Annotated in this window: 15 protein-coding genes; 3 read left to right on the top strand and 12 right to left on the bottom strand. The window is 58.8% G+C overall.

Annotated features, from left to right (window positions below; translation table 11 throughout):
* Positions 1-157: 157 nt before the first annotated feature.
* From ACRQ1B_RS26265 to ACRQ1B_RS26295, 7 genes are read right to left on the bottom strand one after another with little or no spacing between them, the layout of a single operon-like run.
* Entirely contained in the window at positions 158-1,315 is a 1,158-nt protein-coding gene (locus tag ACRQ1B_RS26265) for a glycosyltransferase family protein (RefSeq protein ID WP_432297077.1), read from the bottom strand.
* A gap of 1 nt (position 1,316) precedes the next feature.
* The gene (locus ACRQ1B_RS26270) at positions 1,317-2,561 is read right to left on the bottom strand and encodes a glycosyltransferase (protein WP_432297078.1); all 1,245 of its coding nucleotides are present in this window, start codon (positions 2,559-2,561) and stop codon (positions 1,317-1,319) included.
* Between the two features lie 8 nt (positions 2,562-2,569).
* Positions 2,570-3,778 carry a glycosyltransferase family protein gene (locus ACRQ1B_RS26275; protein WP_432297079.1) on the bottom strand — a complete coding sequence of 403 codons (1,209 nt, stop codon included), beginning with the start codon at positions 3,776-3,778 and terminating at the stop codon, positions 2,570-2,572.
* A 39-nt stretch (positions 3,779-3,817) separates the two neighbouring features.
* Positions 3,818-4,978 (bottom strand): ABC transporter permease, encoded by a 1,161-nt coding sequence (locus ACRQ1B_RS26280; RefSeq protein ID WP_432297080.1) that lies wholly within the window; start codon positions 4,976-4,978, stop codon positions 3,818-3,820.
* A 5-nt stretch (positions 4,979-4,983) separates the two neighbouring features.
* Positions 4,984-5,982: an ABC transporter permease gene (locus ACRQ1B_RS26285; protein WP_432297081.1), complete on the bottom strand. Its 999-nt coding sequence runs from the start codon at positions 5,980-5,982 to the stop codon at positions 4,984-4,986.
* Positions 5,982-7,859, bottom strand: coding sequence for an ABC transporter substrate-binding protein (locus ACRQ1B_RS26290; RefSeq protein ID WP_432297082.1), 1,878 nt, complete (start codon positions 7,857-7,859; stop codon positions 5,982-5,984). The genes ACRQ1B_RS26285 and ACRQ1B_RS26290 overlap by 1 nt, the downstream gene beginning before the upstream one ends.
* Positions 7,856-9,772, bottom strand: a complete 1,917-nt coding sequence (locus ACRQ1B_RS26295; RefSeq protein ID WP_432297083.1) for an ABC transporter ATP-binding protein — start codon at positions 9,770-9,772, stop codon at positions 7,856-7,858. Before ACRQ1B_RS26295 ends, ACRQ1B_RS26290 begins: the two co-directional genes overlap by 4 nt.
* A gap of 208 nt (positions 9,773-9,980) precedes the next feature.
* On the opposite strand from ACRQ1B_RS26295, the gene ACRQ1B_RS26300 reads away from it, so the two are divergent.
* Positions 9,981-10,946, top strand: a complete 966-nt coding sequence (locus ACRQ1B_RS26300) for a glycosyltransferase family 32 protein (RefSeq protein ID WP_432297084.1) — start codon at positions 9,981-9,983, stop codon at positions 10,944-10,946.
* On the opposite strand, the gene ACRQ1B_RS26305 is transcribed toward ACRQ1B_RS26300, so the two are convergent.
* The gene (locus ACRQ1B_RS26305; RefSeq protein ID WP_432297085.1) at positions 10,914-11,663 is read right to left on the bottom strand and encodes a polysaccharide deacetylase family protein; all 750 of its coding nucleotides are present in this window, start codon (positions 11,661-11,663) and stop codon (positions 10,914-10,916) included. The two genes, ACRQ1B_RS26300 and ACRQ1B_RS26305, sit on opposite strands and share 33 nt — an antisense overlap.
* A complete protein-coding gene (locus tag ACRQ1B_RS26310; protein ID WP_432297086.1) occupies positions 11,660-12,748 on the bottom strand; it encodes a glycosyltransferase family 4 protein in 1,089 nt (362 codons plus the stop codon). The genes ACRQ1B_RS26305 and ACRQ1B_RS26310 overlap by 4 nt, the downstream gene beginning before the upstream one ends.
* A 158-nt stretch (positions 12,749-12,906) precedes the next feature.
* Here ACRQ1B_RS26310 and ACRQ1B_RS26315 point away from each other — a divergent pair, with 158 nt between their 5' ends.
* Positions 12,907-14,244 (top strand): nucleotide sugar dehydrogenase, encoded by a 1,338-nt coding sequence (locus tag ACRQ1B_RS26315; RefSeq protein WP_432297087.1) that lies wholly within the window; start codon positions 12,907-12,909, stop codon positions 14,242-14,244.
* A gap of 10 nt (positions 14,245-14,254) precedes the next feature.
* Complete coding sequence (locus tag ACRQ1B_RS26320) at positions 14,255-14,737, top strand: class I SAM-dependent methyltransferase (protein WP_432297088.1); 483 nt, start codon at positions 14,255-14,257, stop codon at positions 14,735-14,737.
* Between the two features lie 3 nt (positions 14,738-14,740).
* Here the strand turns inward: ACRQ1B_RS26320 and ACRQ1B_RS26325 are convergent, their stop codons facing one another.
* The 3 genes from ACRQ1B_RS26325 to htpG all read right to left on the bottom strand — a co-directional run bounded on the left by ACRQ1B_RS26325 (position 14,741) and on the right by htpG (position 20,045).
* Positions 14,741-15,202, bottom strand: coding sequence for a cyclic nucleotide-binding domain-containing protein (locus ACRQ1B_RS26325; RefSeq protein WP_432297089.1), 462 nt, complete (start codon positions 15,200-15,202; stop codon positions 14,741-14,743).
* A 39-nt stretch (positions 15,203-15,241) separates the two neighbouring features.
* Positions 15,242-17,965, bottom strand: coding sequence for an ABC transporter transmembrane domain-containing protein (locus tag ACRQ1B_RS26330; protein WP_432297090.1), 2,724 nt, complete (start codon positions 17,963-17,965; stop codon positions 15,242-15,244).
* A gap of 178 nt (positions 17,966-18,143) precedes the next feature.
* A complete protein-coding gene (gene htpG / locus ACRQ1B_RS26335) occupies positions 18,144-20,045 on the bottom strand; it encodes a molecular chaperone HtpG (RefSeq protein ID WP_432297091.1) in 1,902 nt (633 codons plus the stop codon).
* Positions 20,046-20,068 lie beyond the last annotated feature (23 nt).

The raw sequence follows: 20,068 nt of genomic DNA on the forward strand, positions 1-20,068 counted from the left end.
CACGCTCAACGCCGGGAAAGGGCGGAGGTTCCAGAATTGCGAAAACGCAAGTGAAGAAGAGTAAGAGTTTGAAAGGTTTGCGATGAGCGAAGCGTTTTGACGGTGACGTCGATGCCGAATGGCTGCCCCTTTCCAGAGAGCAGCCGGCCGATAAAACTCAGCCTTGCCGCCCTGCCAGAAGCTTGCGTAAAATCCGCGCCGTTTCCTTCGCGCCATCCAGGCGGATATCGACCGAAGATGGCGGCGGCAGTTTCAGGGCTTCGGCGATCGCCGCAGACATGGTTTCCTTCGACAGCGATGCCTCTCCCACGACAGCAGCAAGCCCCATGGCTTTCAGCTTTTCCGCACGTTCCGTCTGCTCTGTTTCTCCGCCGGTCGCGAAGGGTACGAGAAGCAGGCGGCAAGAGGTCTGCAGAAGATCGCCCACCGTATTGTAACCGGCCTGCGAAATGGAAAGCGTCGCGGCGGCCAGCAAGTTCGGAAAATCCGGGCGGAAGCGGAACAGGGTAATGTTGTCTGCTGCATTCGCAGCTAGACGATCGAAATCCGCTTGCGGCAGGTTGGGACCGGTGATGACGCACCACTTCAACACCGGATCGAAATCGGCAGAGGCTGCGACGGCGGCTTCCATTAAGGCCGCACCGACCACGCCGCCGCCGGCGGACACGACGATATCGTAATGTTCCTGCGAGGGTGTCGGCGCCGGTGGGGCAACCATCCCCGTATAGATGACACGGTCGGCAATCTTGTCTGCAAGCGGAAATGTATCCTCGATACGCGCGAAACTCGGGTCACCGTGAACGAGCACGTGGTCGAAATGGTTTTGCACCAGATCGACGGTTTCCTGATCGCGGCCGGGTTTACGGTTTTCCTGCAGGATATCACGCACCGAGGCACAGACGATCGGACGCGGATTGGCGGCCTCGATAGCATCGAGCAGCGGCAGAAGCTCGAAACGCACCTGACGGCGGCCGAACGGAAAGGCTTCGGTGATCACCATATCCGAGTTTATTCGATGAAAGGCGTCGAGAAGCATTTTTGTGCGGGCTTCTTCAAAAGCCTTGTCGACCGGCGTGCCATCCGCCTGCGCCAGACCGGCGAATTCGACGCCGGTGGCAACCGGTGGCAGTTCGACATGATCGATGCCCGGCCCCGGAAACCCTTTGACGGGCAACCCACCGGTGACAAGCGTGACGGCGAAACCATCTTCAACCAATGCCGCCGCGATACGGCTGGCGCGGGCCAAATGACCGATGCCGAGCAGATGCTGGACGTAGAAGAAGACGCGCAGCTGCCGGGTTTTATGGGTGGACATGTCAGGCCTTTCCGCGATGGGCTGCAAACAGCGTTTCAAGCTGGCGGATGCTGGCGCGATGATCGAATTCGTGGCGCACGCGGTGTTCGGCGGCATCGCCGAGACGCTGACGGAGCGCCGGATCGCGGATCATGCGTTCAAGGGCCGCGGCAAGGGCTGCCGGGTCTTCGGGCGGCACGAGCAGGCCGTTTTCGCCATCGACGAACAGTTCCGAAATGCCGGCCTGTGCCGTTGCCACGCAAGCCATGCGCTGGCTGGCGGCCTCGACAAGCACGTTCGGCAGGCCATCGCGATCACCGTCATCCGTGATGCGCGAGGCGAGCGCAAAGACGTCGCTGGTGCGGTCATGTTCCAACACTTCCACCTGCGCCAATGCGCCGAACCATTCAATGCGATCAGTGATGCCAAGCTGTTCCGCCTGCGCCTTCAGGGCGGGCAACTGTTCACCGCCGCCGATATGGCGAAAACGCCAGTGGAGGTCTTTTGGCAGCAGTGCCAAGGCGTTGAGAAGGGTGTCGTAGCCCTTCTTTTTCACAGCGCGGCCCACGGAGAGAATGATGGCAGGGTCATCGGCCGATGAACCATCGCGGACATTCCGCTTTTCGGCAAAGACCGGAAAACGATCGAGATCGAGGCCGTGATAGCTGAGGTTCACCACACCCTCACGGCCGGCCAGATCCGTCAGGTGATCGAACCCGGCGCGCGTGCAGGTGACAGCCCAATTGGCTTGCTGAAGCTTGCCCTGCAAATCCCAGATGGGCGACGTCCAGATATCCTTGGCATGCGCCGAGACCGACCACGGGATATTGGCGATCATGCCCGCATAGGCGCCGACCGAGGCGGGCGTGTGGATGAAATGCACGTACAGCCAATCCGCATCCTGCGGCCATTCGGCCACCAGCACGGCGGCTTGGCCGAAACGGCGAAAACGGTTGCGGGAGAAATCGCGTCTCAGGTCGGACAGGAACTGGCGAAACGCTTTACCGAAACCCGGCTGGCGCGCCGCCTTCATGAGCGAGCACAAAACCCGCAGCGGCTCCTCATGCAGGTATTCGGGCAGATATTTTACAGGTGCCCGGATCTCGTCATGGATGGGATGACGCTTCTTGTCGGTGGGGCGGCGCATGGAAAACAGTTCAAGCGACAGCCCGGTCCGTTCCAGCCCCAAAAGTTCCTGCGCGATAAAAGTTTCCGAAAGGCGCGGATAACCCTTCAGCAGCACGACGATCTTCTTCAATTCCGGCATGGGAGAGGTCAGCCCTGCACGACTGTGAGATGGTCACCGTCGCGGCGATTCATCCAGTCGCCGACCATGGACGAGATATGGGCAAGGCCTTCCAGCCGCAAGCTGGGGGCACCAGCAGAGGGGGCGGGCTGGGTGAGAAGGTTTCTCAGCGCCGCTGCCATCCGCTTGGGATCGGCTGATTCCTCCGGCAAAAGCATTGTCACGAGGCCGAGTTCAGTCGCACGTCTTGCGCGGATCAACTGTTCTTCGCGCGGCTGGGTGCGCGGCACGATCAGCGCCGGTTTGTCGAAGGAGAGGATTTCACAATAGGTGTTGTAGCCACCCATGGCGACGACCGCTTTCGCATTGGCGACCAGATCTTCCATGCGGTTGTCGAACTCGATGACTTCGAGCGGACCGACACGTTCGGCCGCCTGCTGCAGGCGATGGCGCTGTTCGGCGGGCATATAGGGGCCGAGCACGATGAGCGCCTTCTGGGTGAAGGTGGGATCAGCCTCATAAGCGGCAATGACCTCCTGCACGAGATCGGCGCCATCGCCGCCGCCACCGGTCGTGACAAGAATATAATCACCCTTCTGACGGTGGTCCGACTGCACGCCTTCGCCGACCGCGCGTTGCAGGAAACCCACGAAATGCATCTTGGAGCGGACGTTTTGCGGTGCGTCGAGGCCGACCAGCGGATCATAAAACTCCGGCGGACCATACACCCAGATATCGTCGTAATACTGGCCGATCTTGCGCATCACATCATTGCGCTGCCATTCCTTTTCGAGAAGATGCGGTGCGTCCATGACTTCGCGCAGGCCGAGCACCAGCTTGGTGCCGCGGGTCTTCAGATAGGCCAGTGTATCTTCCACCTCGCCGCGCAGGCCGAGCGGCTCCTTGTCGATGATGAAGATGTCGGGATCAAATGTTTCAGCGGTGTGGCGGATGATCGACTGGCGCATCTTCAAGGTTTCCTGAAGATCGATATGCTGGTCCATCGACGTGTATTCGCCGTTGCGCAGCTTGATCACCGAGGGGATCTTCACGAAATCGACGCGGGCGCGATAGTCGAAGGCGCCAGCGATCGTGGCACCGGAAATGATCAGTACGTTGAGGCCACGATAATCCTCGACCAGCGAATGGGCGATGGCGCGACAGCGGCGCAGATGGCCGAGTCCGAACGTGTCATGGCTGTACATGAGGATGCGAGCGTTATCGAGACGGCGCGTCATGTGGGTCTTTCGTTACAGATTATACGAATGCAATGCGTGTCACTTGTAGGGATCGGCGGCGTCGCGCAAGCCGTCTCCCAAAAAGTTGAAGGCCAGGATCACCACGATGACCGGGATGACCGGAAACAGGAGCCATGGGTAGAGGGCGATCACGTTAACTGTTCGCGCTTCCGTGAGCAAGACACCCCAGCTTGTGATTGGCGCACGCAGGCCAAGGCCGAGGAAACTGAGCGTGGTTTCCCCGAGGATCATGCCGGGGATGGCGAGCGTGGCGCTGGCGATGAGATGCGACATGAAACCCGGGACCAGATGGCGGCCGATGATGCGAGTTTTGCTGGCACCCATCAGCTGCGCAGCAAGGACATAGTCCTCCTCACGCAAGGAAAAAAGCTTTGACCGTACCGCCCTCGCCAGCCCCGTCCAATCCAGTAGGCCGAGGATGAAGGTGATGCCGAGATAGATCACCAAGGGGCTCCAGGTGAGCGGCATGATGGCGGCAAGCGCCAGCCACAAGGGGATGCTGGGGATGGACTGCAGCACCTCAATGATACGCTGGACGATGAGGTCGAACACACCGCCGCGATAACCGGCCAGTCCCCCGATCACAATGCCGAGAATGAAACTGGTGGTAATACCGAGAAGGCCGATGGTGAGTGATATGCGCGCGCCATAAAGAATGCGTGAGAGCACGTCGCGCCCGAGACGATCGGTACCGAGCAGGAAAAAATCGCCGCCTTCGGAAGGGCAGACGAGATGCCGATCGGCTTCGAAGAGGTTCCAGAACCGATAGGCGTCACCCTTACAGAAGAAACGCAACGGCTGGACGATATTGGTATCGGTATAGACGCGCTTCAGCGTCGTCATGTCGAGCTGCATGCTCTGCTTGTAGACAAACGGCCCGACAAACTCGCCATCATGAAAAAGATGCACCGATTGCGGGGGCGAATAGATGCTGTCGATATTGCGGGTGTGCAGATTATAGGGCGCCAGGAACTCGACGATGATGATCGACAGATAGGCGACAGCGAGCAGGATGCCGGAAATCAACGCCAGTCGATGGCGCTTGAACCGCCACCACATCAGACGCAGTTGCGAGGCTTCGGTATAGGCATTGGAGCCGGCCGACGCCTCGGTCGCGTATGGATCGAACGGCGCCGTCGAGACGTAATGGTCAAGCGGAGCACCGCTTTCGGGGAGCATGGGCTTCACTTGGTGGCCCCTCCCTTCAGACGAATGCGCGGATCAAACAGTGCCAGCGCGATATCCGAAACCAGAACGCCGATGACGGTCAGGAATGCCAAAAACATCAGGAAAGAGCCGGCGAGATACATGTCCTGGCTCTGCAGGGCCTTGATCAGCATCGGACCTGTCGTTTCCAGAGACAGGACAACGGCGGTGATTTCCGCGCCTGAAATGATCGACGGCAGGATCGAGCCGATATCCGAGATGAAAAAATTGAGCGACATGCGCAGCGGATATTTGACCAGCACCTTCATCGGATGCAGGCCTTTGGCGCGCGCCGTCATGACATATTGTTTTTGAAGCTCATCCAAAAGGTTGGCGCGCAGACGTCGCACCATCGATGCCGTGCCAGCCGTACCGATGATGATAACCGGGATCCAGAGATGTTCGAGGATCGACCAGAACTTGTCCCAGCTCATCGGCTGGTTGAGATATTTCTGGTCCATCAGGTGGCCGATCGTGGTGCCGAACCAGATATTGGCGAAATACATCAAGATCAGCGCAAAGATGAAATTCGGCACGGCAATGCCGATCAGGCCGAACAGCGTCAGCCCATAATCACCCCAGCTATATTGGCGGGTGGCCGAATAAACGCCGATCGGGAAGGCGATGATCCAGGTAAGAGCGATGGTGACGAAGGAGACGAGAACCGTGAGCCACAACCGATCACCCACAACTTCGCTGACCGGCAGACGATATTCGAAGGAATAACCGAAATCGCCGACCAGCATGCCCCCGACCCAGTTGAGGTAACGGATCGGTATCGGCTTGTCGTAACCGTAACGCGCCCGCAGCTCCTCGATTTCCTGCAGATCGGCCTTTTCGCCGATGGCCCGCAATTCCTCGATATAACTTTCGAAATAATCGCCCGGCGGCAATTCGATGATGGTGAAGACCAGCATCGAAATCAGAAGCAGCGTCGGAATCATCACCAGGATGCGCCAGAGAATGTAACGCAGCATCAGGCACTCTCCCCGAACCAGAACGTATCCGGCATATAGACACCGAGGTAGGAATAGGGATCGAAACAGAACAGCCCACGCGACGGCATGTTGCGTAACCTCGATGAACTGACCACCGGCTGCAACGCCGCATTGACGATGCCGATGGTGAAAACCTGTTGCGTGAAGATCGACAACATCCTGTGCCAGATCTCTTCGCGCTCGCTGGTCTCGCCACTGCGGCGCCATTCCTTCAGAAGGTCGAGCAACTGTTTCGCTTCCGGCATGTCGGGAGGATTACCATCGCCGCCGCCCGACATGTAGTTCAGGCCCCAGTTCGGCCAGAATACCTGATCGTCAGAAGTCGGAGCCAGTTCTTGCGGCGACATGTCGGCGGTCGGCACGCCATTATCCAGCCCCTGCCAGACGGACATGATCGTTTCGCCGCCACGAATGCGGCGTCGGAACAGTTCTCGTTGCGTTGCCCGCGTGTGGATGGCGATGCCAACCTTGAAGAGGTGATCGGCGACCAGTTCCAGCACATCGCTTTCGAACGAATCTTCACCGGCGGATTCGATGGTGATGTGGGCAACACGGCCATCCGACAGCAAGCGCAAGCCTTTTTCATTGCGTCGATCAAGACCCACTTCATCGAGCAAGCGATTTGCCGTTTCCGGATCATACGCGGCATAGGCCTGCGCATATTCCGGGCGATAAAGCCGGCTCTCCGGCATGACCGTGTTGGCACTTTCCTTGGCGATGCCATAAAACACCGCCTTGTTGATTTCGCTGCGATCGATGGCCAGCGACAAGGCGCGCCGGACCCGGACATCCCAGAACAGCTTGCGCCAGACCTCGTCCTTGCAGTTGAGATTGGGCATCAGCGCGATGCGTGACCCCTGCGTGCGTTTCCACAGATTGACGTGAACGGGAAAACGTTTTTCCGAGCTTTTCAGGAATGTGTAATCGGCAAAATCGATATTGGCGATTTGCAGATCGCTTTCGCCAGAGCCGGCTTTCGCGGCGATCAGACCGGGCGAACTGACATTCAGTACGAACTTATCGATATAGGGCAGTTGCAGGCCATTTTCGTCGACCCGGTGGAAATGCGGATTGCGCTCGAAGATGAACTGCTGGGCCGGCGGCTTGGTGCGCGGGCACCAGGGTTCGAGCGTCGGCAGGTCGGGATTTTCCGGCCGCACGGTGCGGCCCATGAATTGGTGAAGGGAAGACCAGTCATCGACCCTGTTCTTCTTGATCAGCTTCGCCAGCGTTTCCGCATCCTGATATTTTGGATGGAACTGTTTCATATAGGCCGAGGGCATCATCAGCCGCGTCGGCGAAGGGGCTGCCTGCTGGGCCAGAAAGTCCGGGTTGGGCGTATCCCAGGAATAACGCACGGTGCGTTCATCGAGAATTTCGAAACGCGGTTCCGCGCCATCGACCTTCAATTCTGCCGGAATACCGCCGCGATGCAGTTCCTTGTTGTGGAACATGTCCTCCCAGACGTAGCGAAAATCCTCCGTCGTGAAGGGGCTGCCATCCGACCAGCGATGTCCTTCGCGCAGGCGAAACGTGAAGACCTGCGAATGCTCGATCTCGAAACTTTCAAGAATATCCGGCAGCGGATTGAGGTGCTCGTCGTAACCGATCAGTCGGGCATAACCGTTGATGGGCATCAGGCGGATATCGCGCTGACCGCCGATCAGCATGCGCACGGTGCCGCCGCGTTTACCGGGCTCACGGCCGAGTGCGCCAAGATTGATGACGCGTGCTGCCTTCGGCGCACCGGGCGGCACGGTCGATGCGTCGAGACCGGCCTCTGTCTCGGTGGCCCGCGCAAAGGGCACGACAGCAGAAGATGCGAGAAGGGAGAGGAGGACGCGACGGGTGATCATGGCCGCAACTCCCTTTCCCGCAACTCTCGGGCATCGACGCTGCGTTGCGCCAGAACGAAATGGCCGCCGCCGAGATCCGCATGCGCCAGGTTTTCCGGCTGGTCATCATCGTCGAAAGGCGCATCCCATTTCGGGCGTTTCAGCGCACTGCCGACAGTGGCGTAATCAAGCGGGCGATCGAGATCCGGGTAAGGAACGGCTGCCAGCAGCTTGCGCGTATAGGGGTGAACCGGGCAGCGCATAATCGTCTCAACGGGGCCGATCTCGACAATGCGGCCCGCATACATGACGGCAACGCGATCCGCCATATAATTCACCACCGCGAGATTGTGGGAGATGAACAGATAGGTGAGGCCGAGTTCCTTCTTGAGATCCTTCAACAGATTGAGGATCTGTGCCTGGATCGATACATCGAGCGCAGAGACAGGCTCGTCGCAGATCAGCAGTTCCGGGCCCAAGGCAAGAGCGCGGGCGATGCCGATACGCTGGCGCTGGCCACCGGAAAAACTGTGCGGATAACGGCTGAGCGCACTGCGATCCAGCCCAATGGCACTGGTGAGCGCCTCGACGATGCGCGTGCGCTTTTCGGCATCGCCCTTTTCATGAATCTGCAGCGGTTCGCCGATAATGTTGCGCACCGTCATACGCGGCGACAGGGACGAGACGGGGTCCTGAAACACCATCTGCACCTTGCGCCGCAGGATCTTCAGATCCTCTCGTTCGGCGTGCAGAACATCGACAGGACCTTCGGCACCATTGAAGGTGACGCTGCCCGTATCCGCGCTCAGCCCACGCATCAAAATCTTGCTGAGCGTGGTCTTGCCGCAGCCACTTTCGCCGACCAGACCGAGACTTTCGCCACGCAGGATATCGAAACTGACATCGTTGACGGCAAGCGTCTTTTCCGGCGCGCCGAGGCCGAAAAAGCCTGAGCGGCGCGCGGTGAAGGATTTGCTGATATTGCGCACGGACAAAAGAACATCCGAACGCGGGCGCGCCGGATCAGGATCGGCTGCCGCCTTCTTTTTCGCCAGCATACGGCCGCCATCGACACCGATGTCACGCAACGGCTTCAGCCGTTCGCCAGGCTGCATGTCAAAATGCGGAACGGCCGCCATCAGCCCCCTGAGATAGGGATGCTGAGGATTGCGAAAAATATCATCGACTGGACCGGCTTCCATCACCTCGCCGCGATAAACGACGACGACCTCGTCCGCGAGATTGGCAACCACACCAAGATCATGGGTGATCAACAGCATCGCCATGTCGAAACGCGATTGCAGGTCTTTCAGGAGTTTGAGGATCTGCGCCTGGATGGTGACATCAAGCGCCGTCGTCGGTTCGTCCGCAACCAGGAGTGCAGGGCGGCAGATCAGCGCCATGGCGATCATCGCACGCTGACGCATGCCGCCTGAAAGCTCGAACGGATACATGCCAAAAACCTTGTTCGGCTTGGAGAAACCGACAAGGCCGAGCATTTCGATGACCCGTTCGTGCCGCTCCTTCGGCGACAGGATCGTGTGGGTTTTCAACGCTTCCTCGATCTGGTTGCCGATCGTATGCAGCGGTGAGAAGGAGACCATCGGTTCCTGAAAGATCATGCCGATGCGATTTCCGCGAATGGACCGGATTTTTCGCCCGTCATGCGGCAAAGCAAGGAGATCGATGGGGCCTTCGCTGCTCGCCGGATCGTTGAACACAACACGGCCGCCGATCTGCGCCGATGCCGATTCGATATCCATGATCGTGCGTCCGAAGACGGATTTTCCGGAACCGGATTCGCCCACCAAAGCCGTGACCTTGCCGGGAGAAATGCGCAGGCTGAAATTGCGGATCGCCTCGATGCGTCCACCGTAGAACGGGAACGATACGCTCAGATTTTCGGCGCGCAGCAAATCGTGGCGTTCAGTCAAGGCTTTATCCTGATGTCCCGCGAGAATAGCGAGGGTATGGGCCAATGTAGGACACTTTTCAGCAGCCTATAGCACGCAGGCTTACTCTGTCCATGTAACAGAAATCGCAAAACCGAACTTGGTTCCCGGCTGCGGAAAGCGTTTGACCGTGGGGAGAGAAACATCGTAGCCGCACTGAGGTGAAATACAGCGACCGGAGCATGACGGCATGAGTATCGGCCAAGATGAAAAGGCCTCGTTACAGGCAGCAAAGACCCTGATCGCCGAACGGCGGTTTACGGCAGCGCGTGATGCTCTGAACGACATGCGATCCGCGCTGACGCCTGGATCTGTGGCTGCTTTGGGGCCGATGACGCTGCTCGGCATGCCACGAAAACTGCACTCTGCCTTTCTGAAACTCGCCAAGGCAGAGGGAGATGCTATTGCCCGTATCGGCCTGCAATACAATCTCGTGCCCGACCCAAAGCGGGTGACGCAGCATTTCTGCATTCAAGACGCCGCATTTCGAACGATGACGGCCATGAACGCCGAGCCTGTGCCACGCAGGATCCACCAGATCTGGATCGGCTCCAAGCCCGTTCCCGTAAGCGTCGAGGCGTGGCGGCGGCATGCCGAGGCAACTGGCTACGATTATCGCCTGTGGCGGGAGGACGATATCCGGGCGATCGGCGTCTACGACAATGCGGTTTTCCGGGCATTTCTCGATGACGGCGATTTTCCGGGCGCGGTCGATGTGGCCCGTTATCTGATCCTGGCGCGCGAAGGCGGCATCTATCTAGACTGCGACTGGTATCCTGCGCGTGACGATGCGGGTTTCGATGCGTTCATGCCGCTGGTTGGCCTGTCGGCGCTTGCCGAACAGACGCCGCGCAATCTCGGCGGCGACAGCCTGCTTCTCACCAACTCCTTCATCGCCGCGCCACCCGACCATCCGCTGTTTGGCATTCTCGTTGATGCGCTGCCGGGTGTGATGGCGGAACTGCCGGGTGCGCCCGCCTGGTGGGCGACGGGACCGGTGATCTTTACGCTTCTGGCGCGGATGGTGGCGGTTACCGTACCGGATACGGGGTTCGTCGCCGCCAATCTGCCACAGCAGGCACCGATGGATGCGGTGTTGAAGGCTGCCGACAAGTCCGGACCGTCAGGCTTTCTGATCGGTTGGAAAAGCTGGTGACGACAGAATATCCGCTGCGGAACGCCAGCGGCAGCCGGAGTGTGTTTGACTGAGGCCAAACAGCCGGCCGAGAAAGTTTGTCACTGCCGCATCGTGCACGAGATGATGCGTGAGTACACCAACCACGCCACCGGGTACGCAAAGAGCGGCGATTTCCGCAAACAGCGTATCGGCATCGCGGCCGCCACGCATGCCGTGCCAGTCGATGACATCGACATGGGTGTTGAGCATCCTGACCGGTGCCGGCTTTTCAGGGCCAAAGGTCGAGAGGGCGCGGCAACCAAGTTCCGGAAGACGATCGACGACGGCCGGATCGATACGGTTCCACGGCGGCACCAGCATAGGAAAAAAGCGTTTTCCGTACAGGCTGGCAAGACGTTCGAAGCCTTGCCGTAACTCGCCTTCGATGACCGAGATCGGTCGATCAAGCCCAAGTTCCCGCTTTTTTACACCCTGCGGCCCATGATTCTCATGCGACCAGCCATGGACTGCGACGAGAACGTCTTTTTCCGTTTCCAGACGTTTTGCCAAAGGCGCATCCGTGTGGGCGGGGATCACCGCCAGTGTGACAGGGATATTGTGGCGACCGGTGGCGGACAGGAAGGCGTCGAGCGCGTCAGTCGGCTCGATGCAATCGTCGTCACGCAGCCAGAAGGTGACATGCTTGCCACGCGATGCCAGACGGTCCAACGCTTCGATCAGCAATCGTTCGGTCATGGAGATCTTTCCAAATGGATCTTGAGGATTGTTTCGAGCCTGATCGCAGCGCGGTCGAGTGAGCGTTCGTTCAAGACAAACTGTCTCGCTGCCGCGGCCATCGTTTTGCGGTGATCCACGTGAATCATCAGGGCACGAATGGCGTCGGAATACGCCTGTGTGTCGCCGGGCGGCGTCAGATGACCGGTACGACCGCCGATGACCACTTCAGGCACGCCGGCAATCTTTTCGGCCACGACCGGAAGCCCGGCGGCCTGCGCCTCCAGATAGGCCAGACCGTATGCCTCACCATGGCCGGGCCAGAGATAGAGCGCGCTTCGGCTAAGGATTTCGGCGACCTTGTCCGCGTCAAGTTGCCCATGCCACGAAATACGGCCCGGAGCGAATCCGGCAAACAAGTTTTCTATCTCTGCCCGCGCTGGTCCGTCGCCGACGATGGACAAGGTCCATGGCAGATCGTCGAGCCGCTGCAGACCGGCAGCAAGCGCGGCGTAACTGCTCATCTTGTCACCGGGCCGCATCATCGCGACGGTGACGAGGCGGAGGGGTTCCGGTTCCGGCTGCAGGGCTGCGAATGACGCCGTGTCGATGAAGGGGGGCAGTTTTTCGAGAACGGCCCCCGGCACGGATTGCAAAATGCCGTCGAGATCGCGCCGGGTGAGGCTGATATTGACCGCTGCCATCTTCAGCGCGTCAGCCAGCAACGCTTGGTGCGCTTGCCAGCCCTGTCCGTTGCGACGCTGTGAATAGGACGCTTCAGCCGTCACGTAGGCAATCCCGTGAGTTTGGCAGAGCGCCGGGCCGAGCAGATCCGGCGATTTGTAATAGGAATGGTAACAAAACCACAGATCCGGCGAACCGCCAGCGTGCCATTCCGCTTCGAGCCTCGCGATTTCCAGAGCGGCCTGCTGCTGCAAGTCGGCAAGCGCATCCGGCGCGGTTGAAAAAGAACGGAATTCCGATGTGATCTCGACATCGTGACCGCAACGCCGCAGGATTTCGATCAGCTGGCGCGCCATCAGCCGGTCACCGGAGGGAACCGGGTGGTTGGGCGACTTCAGCGGCGCATAGAAGGCAATTTTCATGGAAAAAGGCTTAGACGCCCAGCCGGGCCGCAGGCAAGCAGATTTGCCGTGATGGATCGTGATGCAGACAGCATGCGGGGAGACGGCCTCACGGCCATCACTTGACAGTTCGGCCCGGCGCACTCAACTGAGGGGCAACGAAATACAGGTTCTTCAAAGTGACCAACACGCCCTCTTCCACCCTCCTTGCCGCCATTCAATCCAAATCCGCCCGCGCCGGTGTCATCGGTCTCGGTTATGTCGGCCTGCCGCTGGCGCTGGCCATGTCGCGCGCCGGCTATATCGTCACCGGCTTCGACATCGATCCATCCAAGATGGTGTCGATCGAGGCAGGCAAAAGCTATATCGAGGCGGTACCGGATCATATTCTGGCGGAGGAAACGGCGGCGGGACGCTTTTTCGCGACCATCGATTTCTCACGGCTGCGCGACTGCGATGTGATTGCCATCTGCGTGCCGACACCGCTGACGCATCACCGTGATCCCGACCTCTCCTTCGTCGAAAAAACCTGCGAAAAGATCGCCGAGACCCTACGCCCCGGCCAGTTGATCGTCTTGGAATCGACCACCTATCCCGGCACGACCGACGAGGTGATGAAACCGATCCTCGAAAAATCCGGCCTGCGTTCGGGCGAGGATTTTTTCATCGGTTATTCGCCGGAACGTGAAGACCCGGGCAACCGCGAATTCGAAACCTCGACCATCCCGAAAATCGTCGCCGGCGATGGCAAAGCGTCCACGCAGATGATGCAGGCCTTTTATGGCGCGGTGGTGAAAACCGTGGTGCCCGTTTCCTCGAATGCGACAGCCGAGGCGGTCAAACTGACCGAAAACATCTTTCGCGCCGTCAATATCGCCCTCGTCAACGAGCTGAAGGTCGTCTACGAGGCCATGGGCATCGACGTTTGGGAAGTGATCGATGCGGCCAAGACAAAACCGTTCGGCTACATGCCGTTCTACCCCGGACCGGGACTCGGCGGCCACTGCATCCCGATCGACCCCTTTTATCTGACCTGGAAATCGCGCGAATATGACCAGCCGACCCGCTTCATCGAACTGGCTGGCGAGATCAACACCGCCATGCCGCGTCATGTCATCACGCGGCTTGCGGAGGCGCTGGACATCAAGGCCGGCAAGGCGCTGAGCCGTTCGAAGATCCTGATCCTCGGTCTCGCCTACAAGAAGAACGTGCCGGACATCCGTGAAAGCCCCTCGTTGAAGCTGATGGAGATCATTCTGGAGCGCGGTGGTGACTTCGACTATTACGATCCTTTCGTGCCTGAAATTCCGCAAACGCGGGAATACGGGCACCTGCGCGGCCGCACGTCGATCGGCTGGAGCGAAGCGGAAATCCGCAGCTATGACGCTGTATTGATCGCCACCGATCACGATGATGTCGACTACCAGTCGCTGGCTGACTGGTCTCCTCTCATCATCGATACGCGCAACGTTTTCGCCCGCCGCGCCATCAGCGCCAATCACATCGTCAAAGCCTGAGGACCATCCCATGAGCCGGCTCGACAGTTTCATCAATCGCATGTCCGCCCAGCGCGACATTCTCAATCACGTGCGGGACATGCTGGATTTGCCGGCAGGTGCGGTGCTGGAAGTGGGTCTTGGCAATGGCCGCACCTATAGCCATCTTCGTGAAAATTTCGCCGATCGACGCGTTATTGCCTTCGATCGGCAATTTGCCGCCCACAAGACATTGGCACCGGAACCGGGTGACTTCATCGAGGGTGAAATCCGCGAGTCAGGACAGGCTTTTGTGGGAAAAAACGCCGCACTGGTGCACGCCGATATCGGCACCGGCTATCCCGACAAGGACGCGGTGACACTGCAATGGCTGCCGGGCATGGTGGTCGGCATGCTGGCGGAAGGAGGCATCGCCGTGAGCGGTCTTCCCTTGGCACATCCCAATCTGGAAGCGCTGCCACGCCTGCCGAGCGTGGAAGAAGGCCGTTATTTCTACTACCGCAGAACGGCTTGACGATCAGTTGACCAATTGACGATGGCCAGCGCGGGTACGATCGAGCTCGCTGGTCGTGCGGTGCAACTGCTCGGCAAATGCACGGGTGACTTCGCGGGTGACACCGGGATCGATCAGAACCTTAGAGAAGGCGTCCTTGCAGATCTTCAGCGCTTCAACCGGGGTTGTGGTGCGAACAGTTGCCGTGCGCACGCCATCACAGAGGAGGCAGACCTCGCCAACGATGCAGTCGCCGGTAACTTCGCCGATCTTCACCTCGCCATCCGGCGCTTCCATGAGGATATCGGCACTGCCATCGAGAAGCACGTAAGCGCAATCGCCGGCATCGCCTTGATGAAAAAGTTCCTGATTGGCTCCGTAGCTGACCCTGCTGGATGCAAAAGCCAACAGCTTAAGACGGCACGGGTCTACCTTCGCAAAGTAAGGTATCCGGCGCAAAAGCTGTACTTCTTCCCTCAGTAACATCGTCGTCACCACCGTTCAGCTGTGCTTGATAACCCTCTCCTAGGCTACCAGCGTCTTGAATATACCACTTTCCTGCTCGAGAGTCTCGAATGTTCCATCATCTGCGATCGAGCCTCTGTCAAACACCACGACCCGCCCGAACATGCGGGCAAGAGACGTGTTCGATAGAACCCATATAATCGCAGGATCATGATCCTGTTCCTTTAGAAAATCTACTACGTTTTTAACGATCTCGCTTTGGACACGCCGATCAAGGCCCGGCAGCGCCCTGTTGAAGATGTAAAAATCGGACCGCCGGATCAACGAACGGGCCACATTCAGCTTCTGACGCTGCGCCAGAGTCAGCCGCCTTCCACCCGCGCCGATATCGAATTCCAGACCGACGCCGAGGAAGCTCGCATAAAGATCCTTCTCATGCATGACACCGGACGCGACCGCACGAATCTGCTCACCGGCATCGGCGATACGGTGGCTGAGCTTGCCGAAAAGAATGTTTTCACGCAGGCTGGCGAGCGCGATATAGCGATGCGGATCGTAGCGTTCAATAAGGCCGGCAAGATGTGACGGAAGCTTGTCGTGCAACAGATCGCGCGCCTTGACGATTTTATCCGACAGTTCCGGTGTCAACAGACCGAAACGGTATCGTAGCTCCACGTAATTGAAGCTCAGGCGCAGCATCGCATGCAGCTCGTCTCGGTTCGGGCGCACCCCGGCAGGGCGTTCCTTGAAGCGTTGCAGCAGCTGTTCGTAGACATCGATCTCATCGGCGCTCAAGGTGATCATCTGCTGGAAGAACGGATGGTCTTCCGGCAGGCTGCCAAAGATATCGACAAGGTTTTCAGCAATCGCCGTGCCCATGTCGAACAGTGGTTCAAGCAGAGCGGCCGAACGCAGAACATCATAGAAATAGTCGCTGTCGAGCAGCGATTTCTCGCCCCCCGCGCCCTGCCGCATGGTGCCGAACAAAAGGTTTTCACCAACGCTCGCCTCGATATTGTAGCGATCCGGCTCGAAATAGACGACGAGATGCGACAGACCTTTCGCCGCCAGCGTGGACCGAAGCGCATGGCGCATATCGACGATGCGTGCGGCAAGCTCCGTATGGACTTCGGGATCGAAGGTCGAATGAAGCGCCAGATCCATGATATCAGACGTCAGCTGGACAGCGTCCAGAGCCGCCAGAAGCGAGTTCTTGAGGTCATCTTTCTGACCATTGCGAACCGATGTCGTGCCGCGATCCAGCCATTCGGCATGGACGTCGAAATCCGCATTGCCCGCCATGCGGGCTTCGTGCATTTCCCACCGCCGCTGCGTTGCCTCGCGACCGCTATAGGTGACGGTGGATGTCGGCGCGTGTTTCAAACCGTAGAGAAGATTGTCCTTCAAACTGCCATGGAAAAAATAGCTGTCCGCGCCCGAATAGGAGATTGCCCGGCCAGACACGGATTCCGGCAGATCGAGCAGATCCGTATCCTGCAGCGTGATCTTGCCCACCACCGGCCAGACCACACGCCCAAAGGCTTCTGCCAAGGCTTCTGCTCCGCCGCCGGCATTGTCGATGATGGCGACGGTCTCCCCACGCTCGAACTTGACGGAGACACCTTCAGCGACACGCGCTCCGCTCTGGTCCTCGATCGTCACATTGACGGCGGCGAGCGGTGACAGGGACTTGTCTTCGGATTTCGGCGCCAGCGTATGAACAGCCGGCGGGATGAACATCGGCGCTTCGAATTCTTCCAGAACCTGCTCGTATTTGACCTGCACATCCTGACGTGCCTGGTCCCAATCGATCAGCTCTTTCAGCGGACCGGGAAGATCCTTGTAAGCGTTGATGACGGCGATCAGCTGGCCGACATCGAGGCTGCCGCGCAAGGTCAGGTAACCGCCGATGGAATAAAACAGAAAGGGCGTCAGCTGTGACAGGAAATTGTTCACGAACTTGACGAGGAATTTCCACTGATAGAGGTCGTAGCGGATCTTGTAGATGTGGCCGAGACGGTGGGAAACGTCAGCCCGCTCGTAATTCGAGGTGTCGAAGGCATGGATCGTACTGATGCCCTCGACAATATCGCTGACTTTGCCGGCGAAATGGCGGGCGGTGACCTGCCGCTGGCGACCGAGCTCGATCAGGCGATGACGCATTTTCGGGATGATGCCGACCTGGATTGCCACCATGGTGGCGGCGATCATGCCGAGCCAGAAATTCTGCACCATGATGAAGAACAGCGCAGCGATCGCCTGCCCGCCGAGCATTGCCGGCTGCACGAACGCATCGCCGGTAAAGCCGCCGAACGGTTCCACCTCGTCCTTGACCATGCTCGACACTTCGGCGGCATGGACCTTTTTGAGGTAGCTCGGGGGAAAACGCAGGATGCGATCGACCAGCTGATAACGAATGCGACGCAGAAGCCGCTCGCCGAGCCGGCCCTTGTAGGTGTTGATGTAATATTTGAAGAGACCGTTGATGATCACGAGCAGCAGGAACACGCCGGACAACGCGCCCAGCGTTTCCAGACGGTCAAGCGGAATCCCATCGAACTGAAAGATCGTCCCGACCCATGGCAGGGCAAGGGTAAAATCCATATAGGCTTGCGTTGCGCCTTCGCTTTCGAAACCGCCGCCCTGGATGGGGCCGTTGATGATCTGCTTGGGCAAATCGAAGGCAAGAAAATACGGCACCATGGACGCTGCCACGATGGCCAGGATGAACAGCTGCTGCCGCCGGGTATGTCTCCAGATGTAACGGAGAAGGCTTTTTTCCATGGGATGCCGTCAAAGGGACGGCAGGTGCACGTCCATGTCTCTACATGTTTTCAGGCGCTGTATATAACCATGCGTATGTGTTGCTGCAAATCGCCAGGCGCATTGCAGCCATCAAGTTTTATCACCGTTCGGCGGCCTTGTCGTGTGGCAAGGCCGCACCAGCCAGATGCCTTGACGACTACTTCAAGGCACGCTCGAAGATGCGCTGAAGCCTGTCGGCAAAGGCGCGTGGTTCTTCCGGCTTGTCGCCATCGAGAATACGCGCCTGATCGAGCAGCAACAGGACGGCATCTTCGCGCAAGGCAAGATCATCCGCCTTGGCGGCGATCGCCTGTACCAGCCCGTGATCGGCATTGAGTTCCAGCACCGGCCGGCTGGCGCCTTCGATACGGCCGGCGCCCTGCAGAATCTTTTCCAGCTGGCGATCATAACCGCCCTCGGATGCCACGAGGCAGACAGCACTTTCGGTGAGGCGATCAGAGATACGGACATCGGAGACGGTGTCGGCCAGTCGCACTTTTGCAAAAGCGATGAGATCATCGATGGTGGCCGAGGTCTCCGGCTTTTTCGACGTCTCCTCACCCTCGGGCTTGGCAAATTGCGACAGATCGGCTGCGCCTTGCGTGATCGACTTGAACGATTTGCCTTCGTATTCCGGTGCGTTCATCACCCAGAAACTATCGATCGAATCGGTGAGCAAAAGCACCTCGACCCCGCGGGCGCGAAAACCTTCAAGCTGCGGCGAATTCTTCAGTTGCTCGAGGTTGCCGCCGGTGAGGTAATAAATGGTCTTCTGGCCTTCCTTGGCGTCACGAACGTAATCTGCGAGTGAACGATGGCCTTCGCCGCTCGTCGTTGAACGAAACCGCGAAAGGGCCAAAAGCTGCGACCGCCGTTCGAAATCCTCGTAAATGCCCTCCTTGAGGACTGGTCCGAAATTTTCCCAGAGTTTTGTAAAGGCATCCGTGTCGTTTTCGGCCAGCTTTTCGATGGCCGTCAGCACGCGGCTGGTGACGCCCTTGCGGATGGCCGAAAGAACCGGGCTTTCCTGGATCATTTCGCGCGACATGTTGAGCGGCAGGTCAGCTGTATCGACAAGACCGCGCACGAAACGCAGGTAACGCGGCACCAGATCGGCATCGTCGGTGATGAAGACGCGCTTCACATAAAGCTTCACCCGGCCCTTGCGATCGGGGTCGAACATGTCGAAAGGCTGCGAACCGGGCACAAAGGCCAGCGTCGTATATTCGTGGCGGCCTTCGGCGCGAAAATGCACGTTGAGAGCAGGGTCATCGTACTGACCGGAAAGGCTGCGGTAGAAATCCGTATATTCTTCCGCGGAAATCTCGTTCTTGGAGCGGGTCCACAAAGCGGTACCGTCAGTGACGCTGGCCGGCTCAGCGCCAGGCTTTTCAACGAGAAGGATCGGCACCGGCACATGACCGGACTGATCCTTGACGATCTTTTCGACCGTCCAGCGCGACGTGTAAGTGCCGGCATCCTCCATCAGATAGAGGGTGATGGCCGTGCCGCGTGCCGGCGCATCCGCGAGATCCACGGCATCGATTGCATAGCTGCCTTTTCCATCGGACGACCATCGCCAGGCCTCATCAGAACCTGCGCGACGGGATACGACCTCGACCTTGTCGGCAACCATGAAGCAGGAATAGAAACCGACACCGAACTGGCCGATCAGTTGTGCGCCCTGCTCGCTCTTTTCAGCCTTCTGCGCCTCGATACGTTCCATGAAGGCGCGCGTGCCGGAGCGGGCAATGGTGCCGAGCGCCTCGATCATTTCCGCGCGGCTCATGCCGATGCCGTTATCCTCGATGATCAGGCGCTTGCCTTCCTCATCCAGTGTCAGGGTGATGCGGCCGTCGCCATCGCCGGCGGACAGCGAAGGATCGGTGATCGCCTCATAGCGCAGTTTTTCGCAGGCATCGGCAGCATTGGAAATCAGTTCACGCAGAAAGACGTTGCGGTCGGAATAGACCGAATGGACCATCATGTGCAGGAGGCGGGCGACATCGGCCTCGAACGCGTGGTTCTCGACGGTTTTTTCTGCAGCGTTTTCGGTCATGTTTCCTCTCGTCTTGCACATAG

This window comes from Endobacterium panacihumi, assembly GCF_050847465.1.
In the GTDB taxonomy this organism is placed as follows: Bacteria; Pseudomonadota; Alphaproteobacteria; order Rhizobiales; family Rhizobiaceae; genus Neorhizobium; species Neorhizobium panacihumi.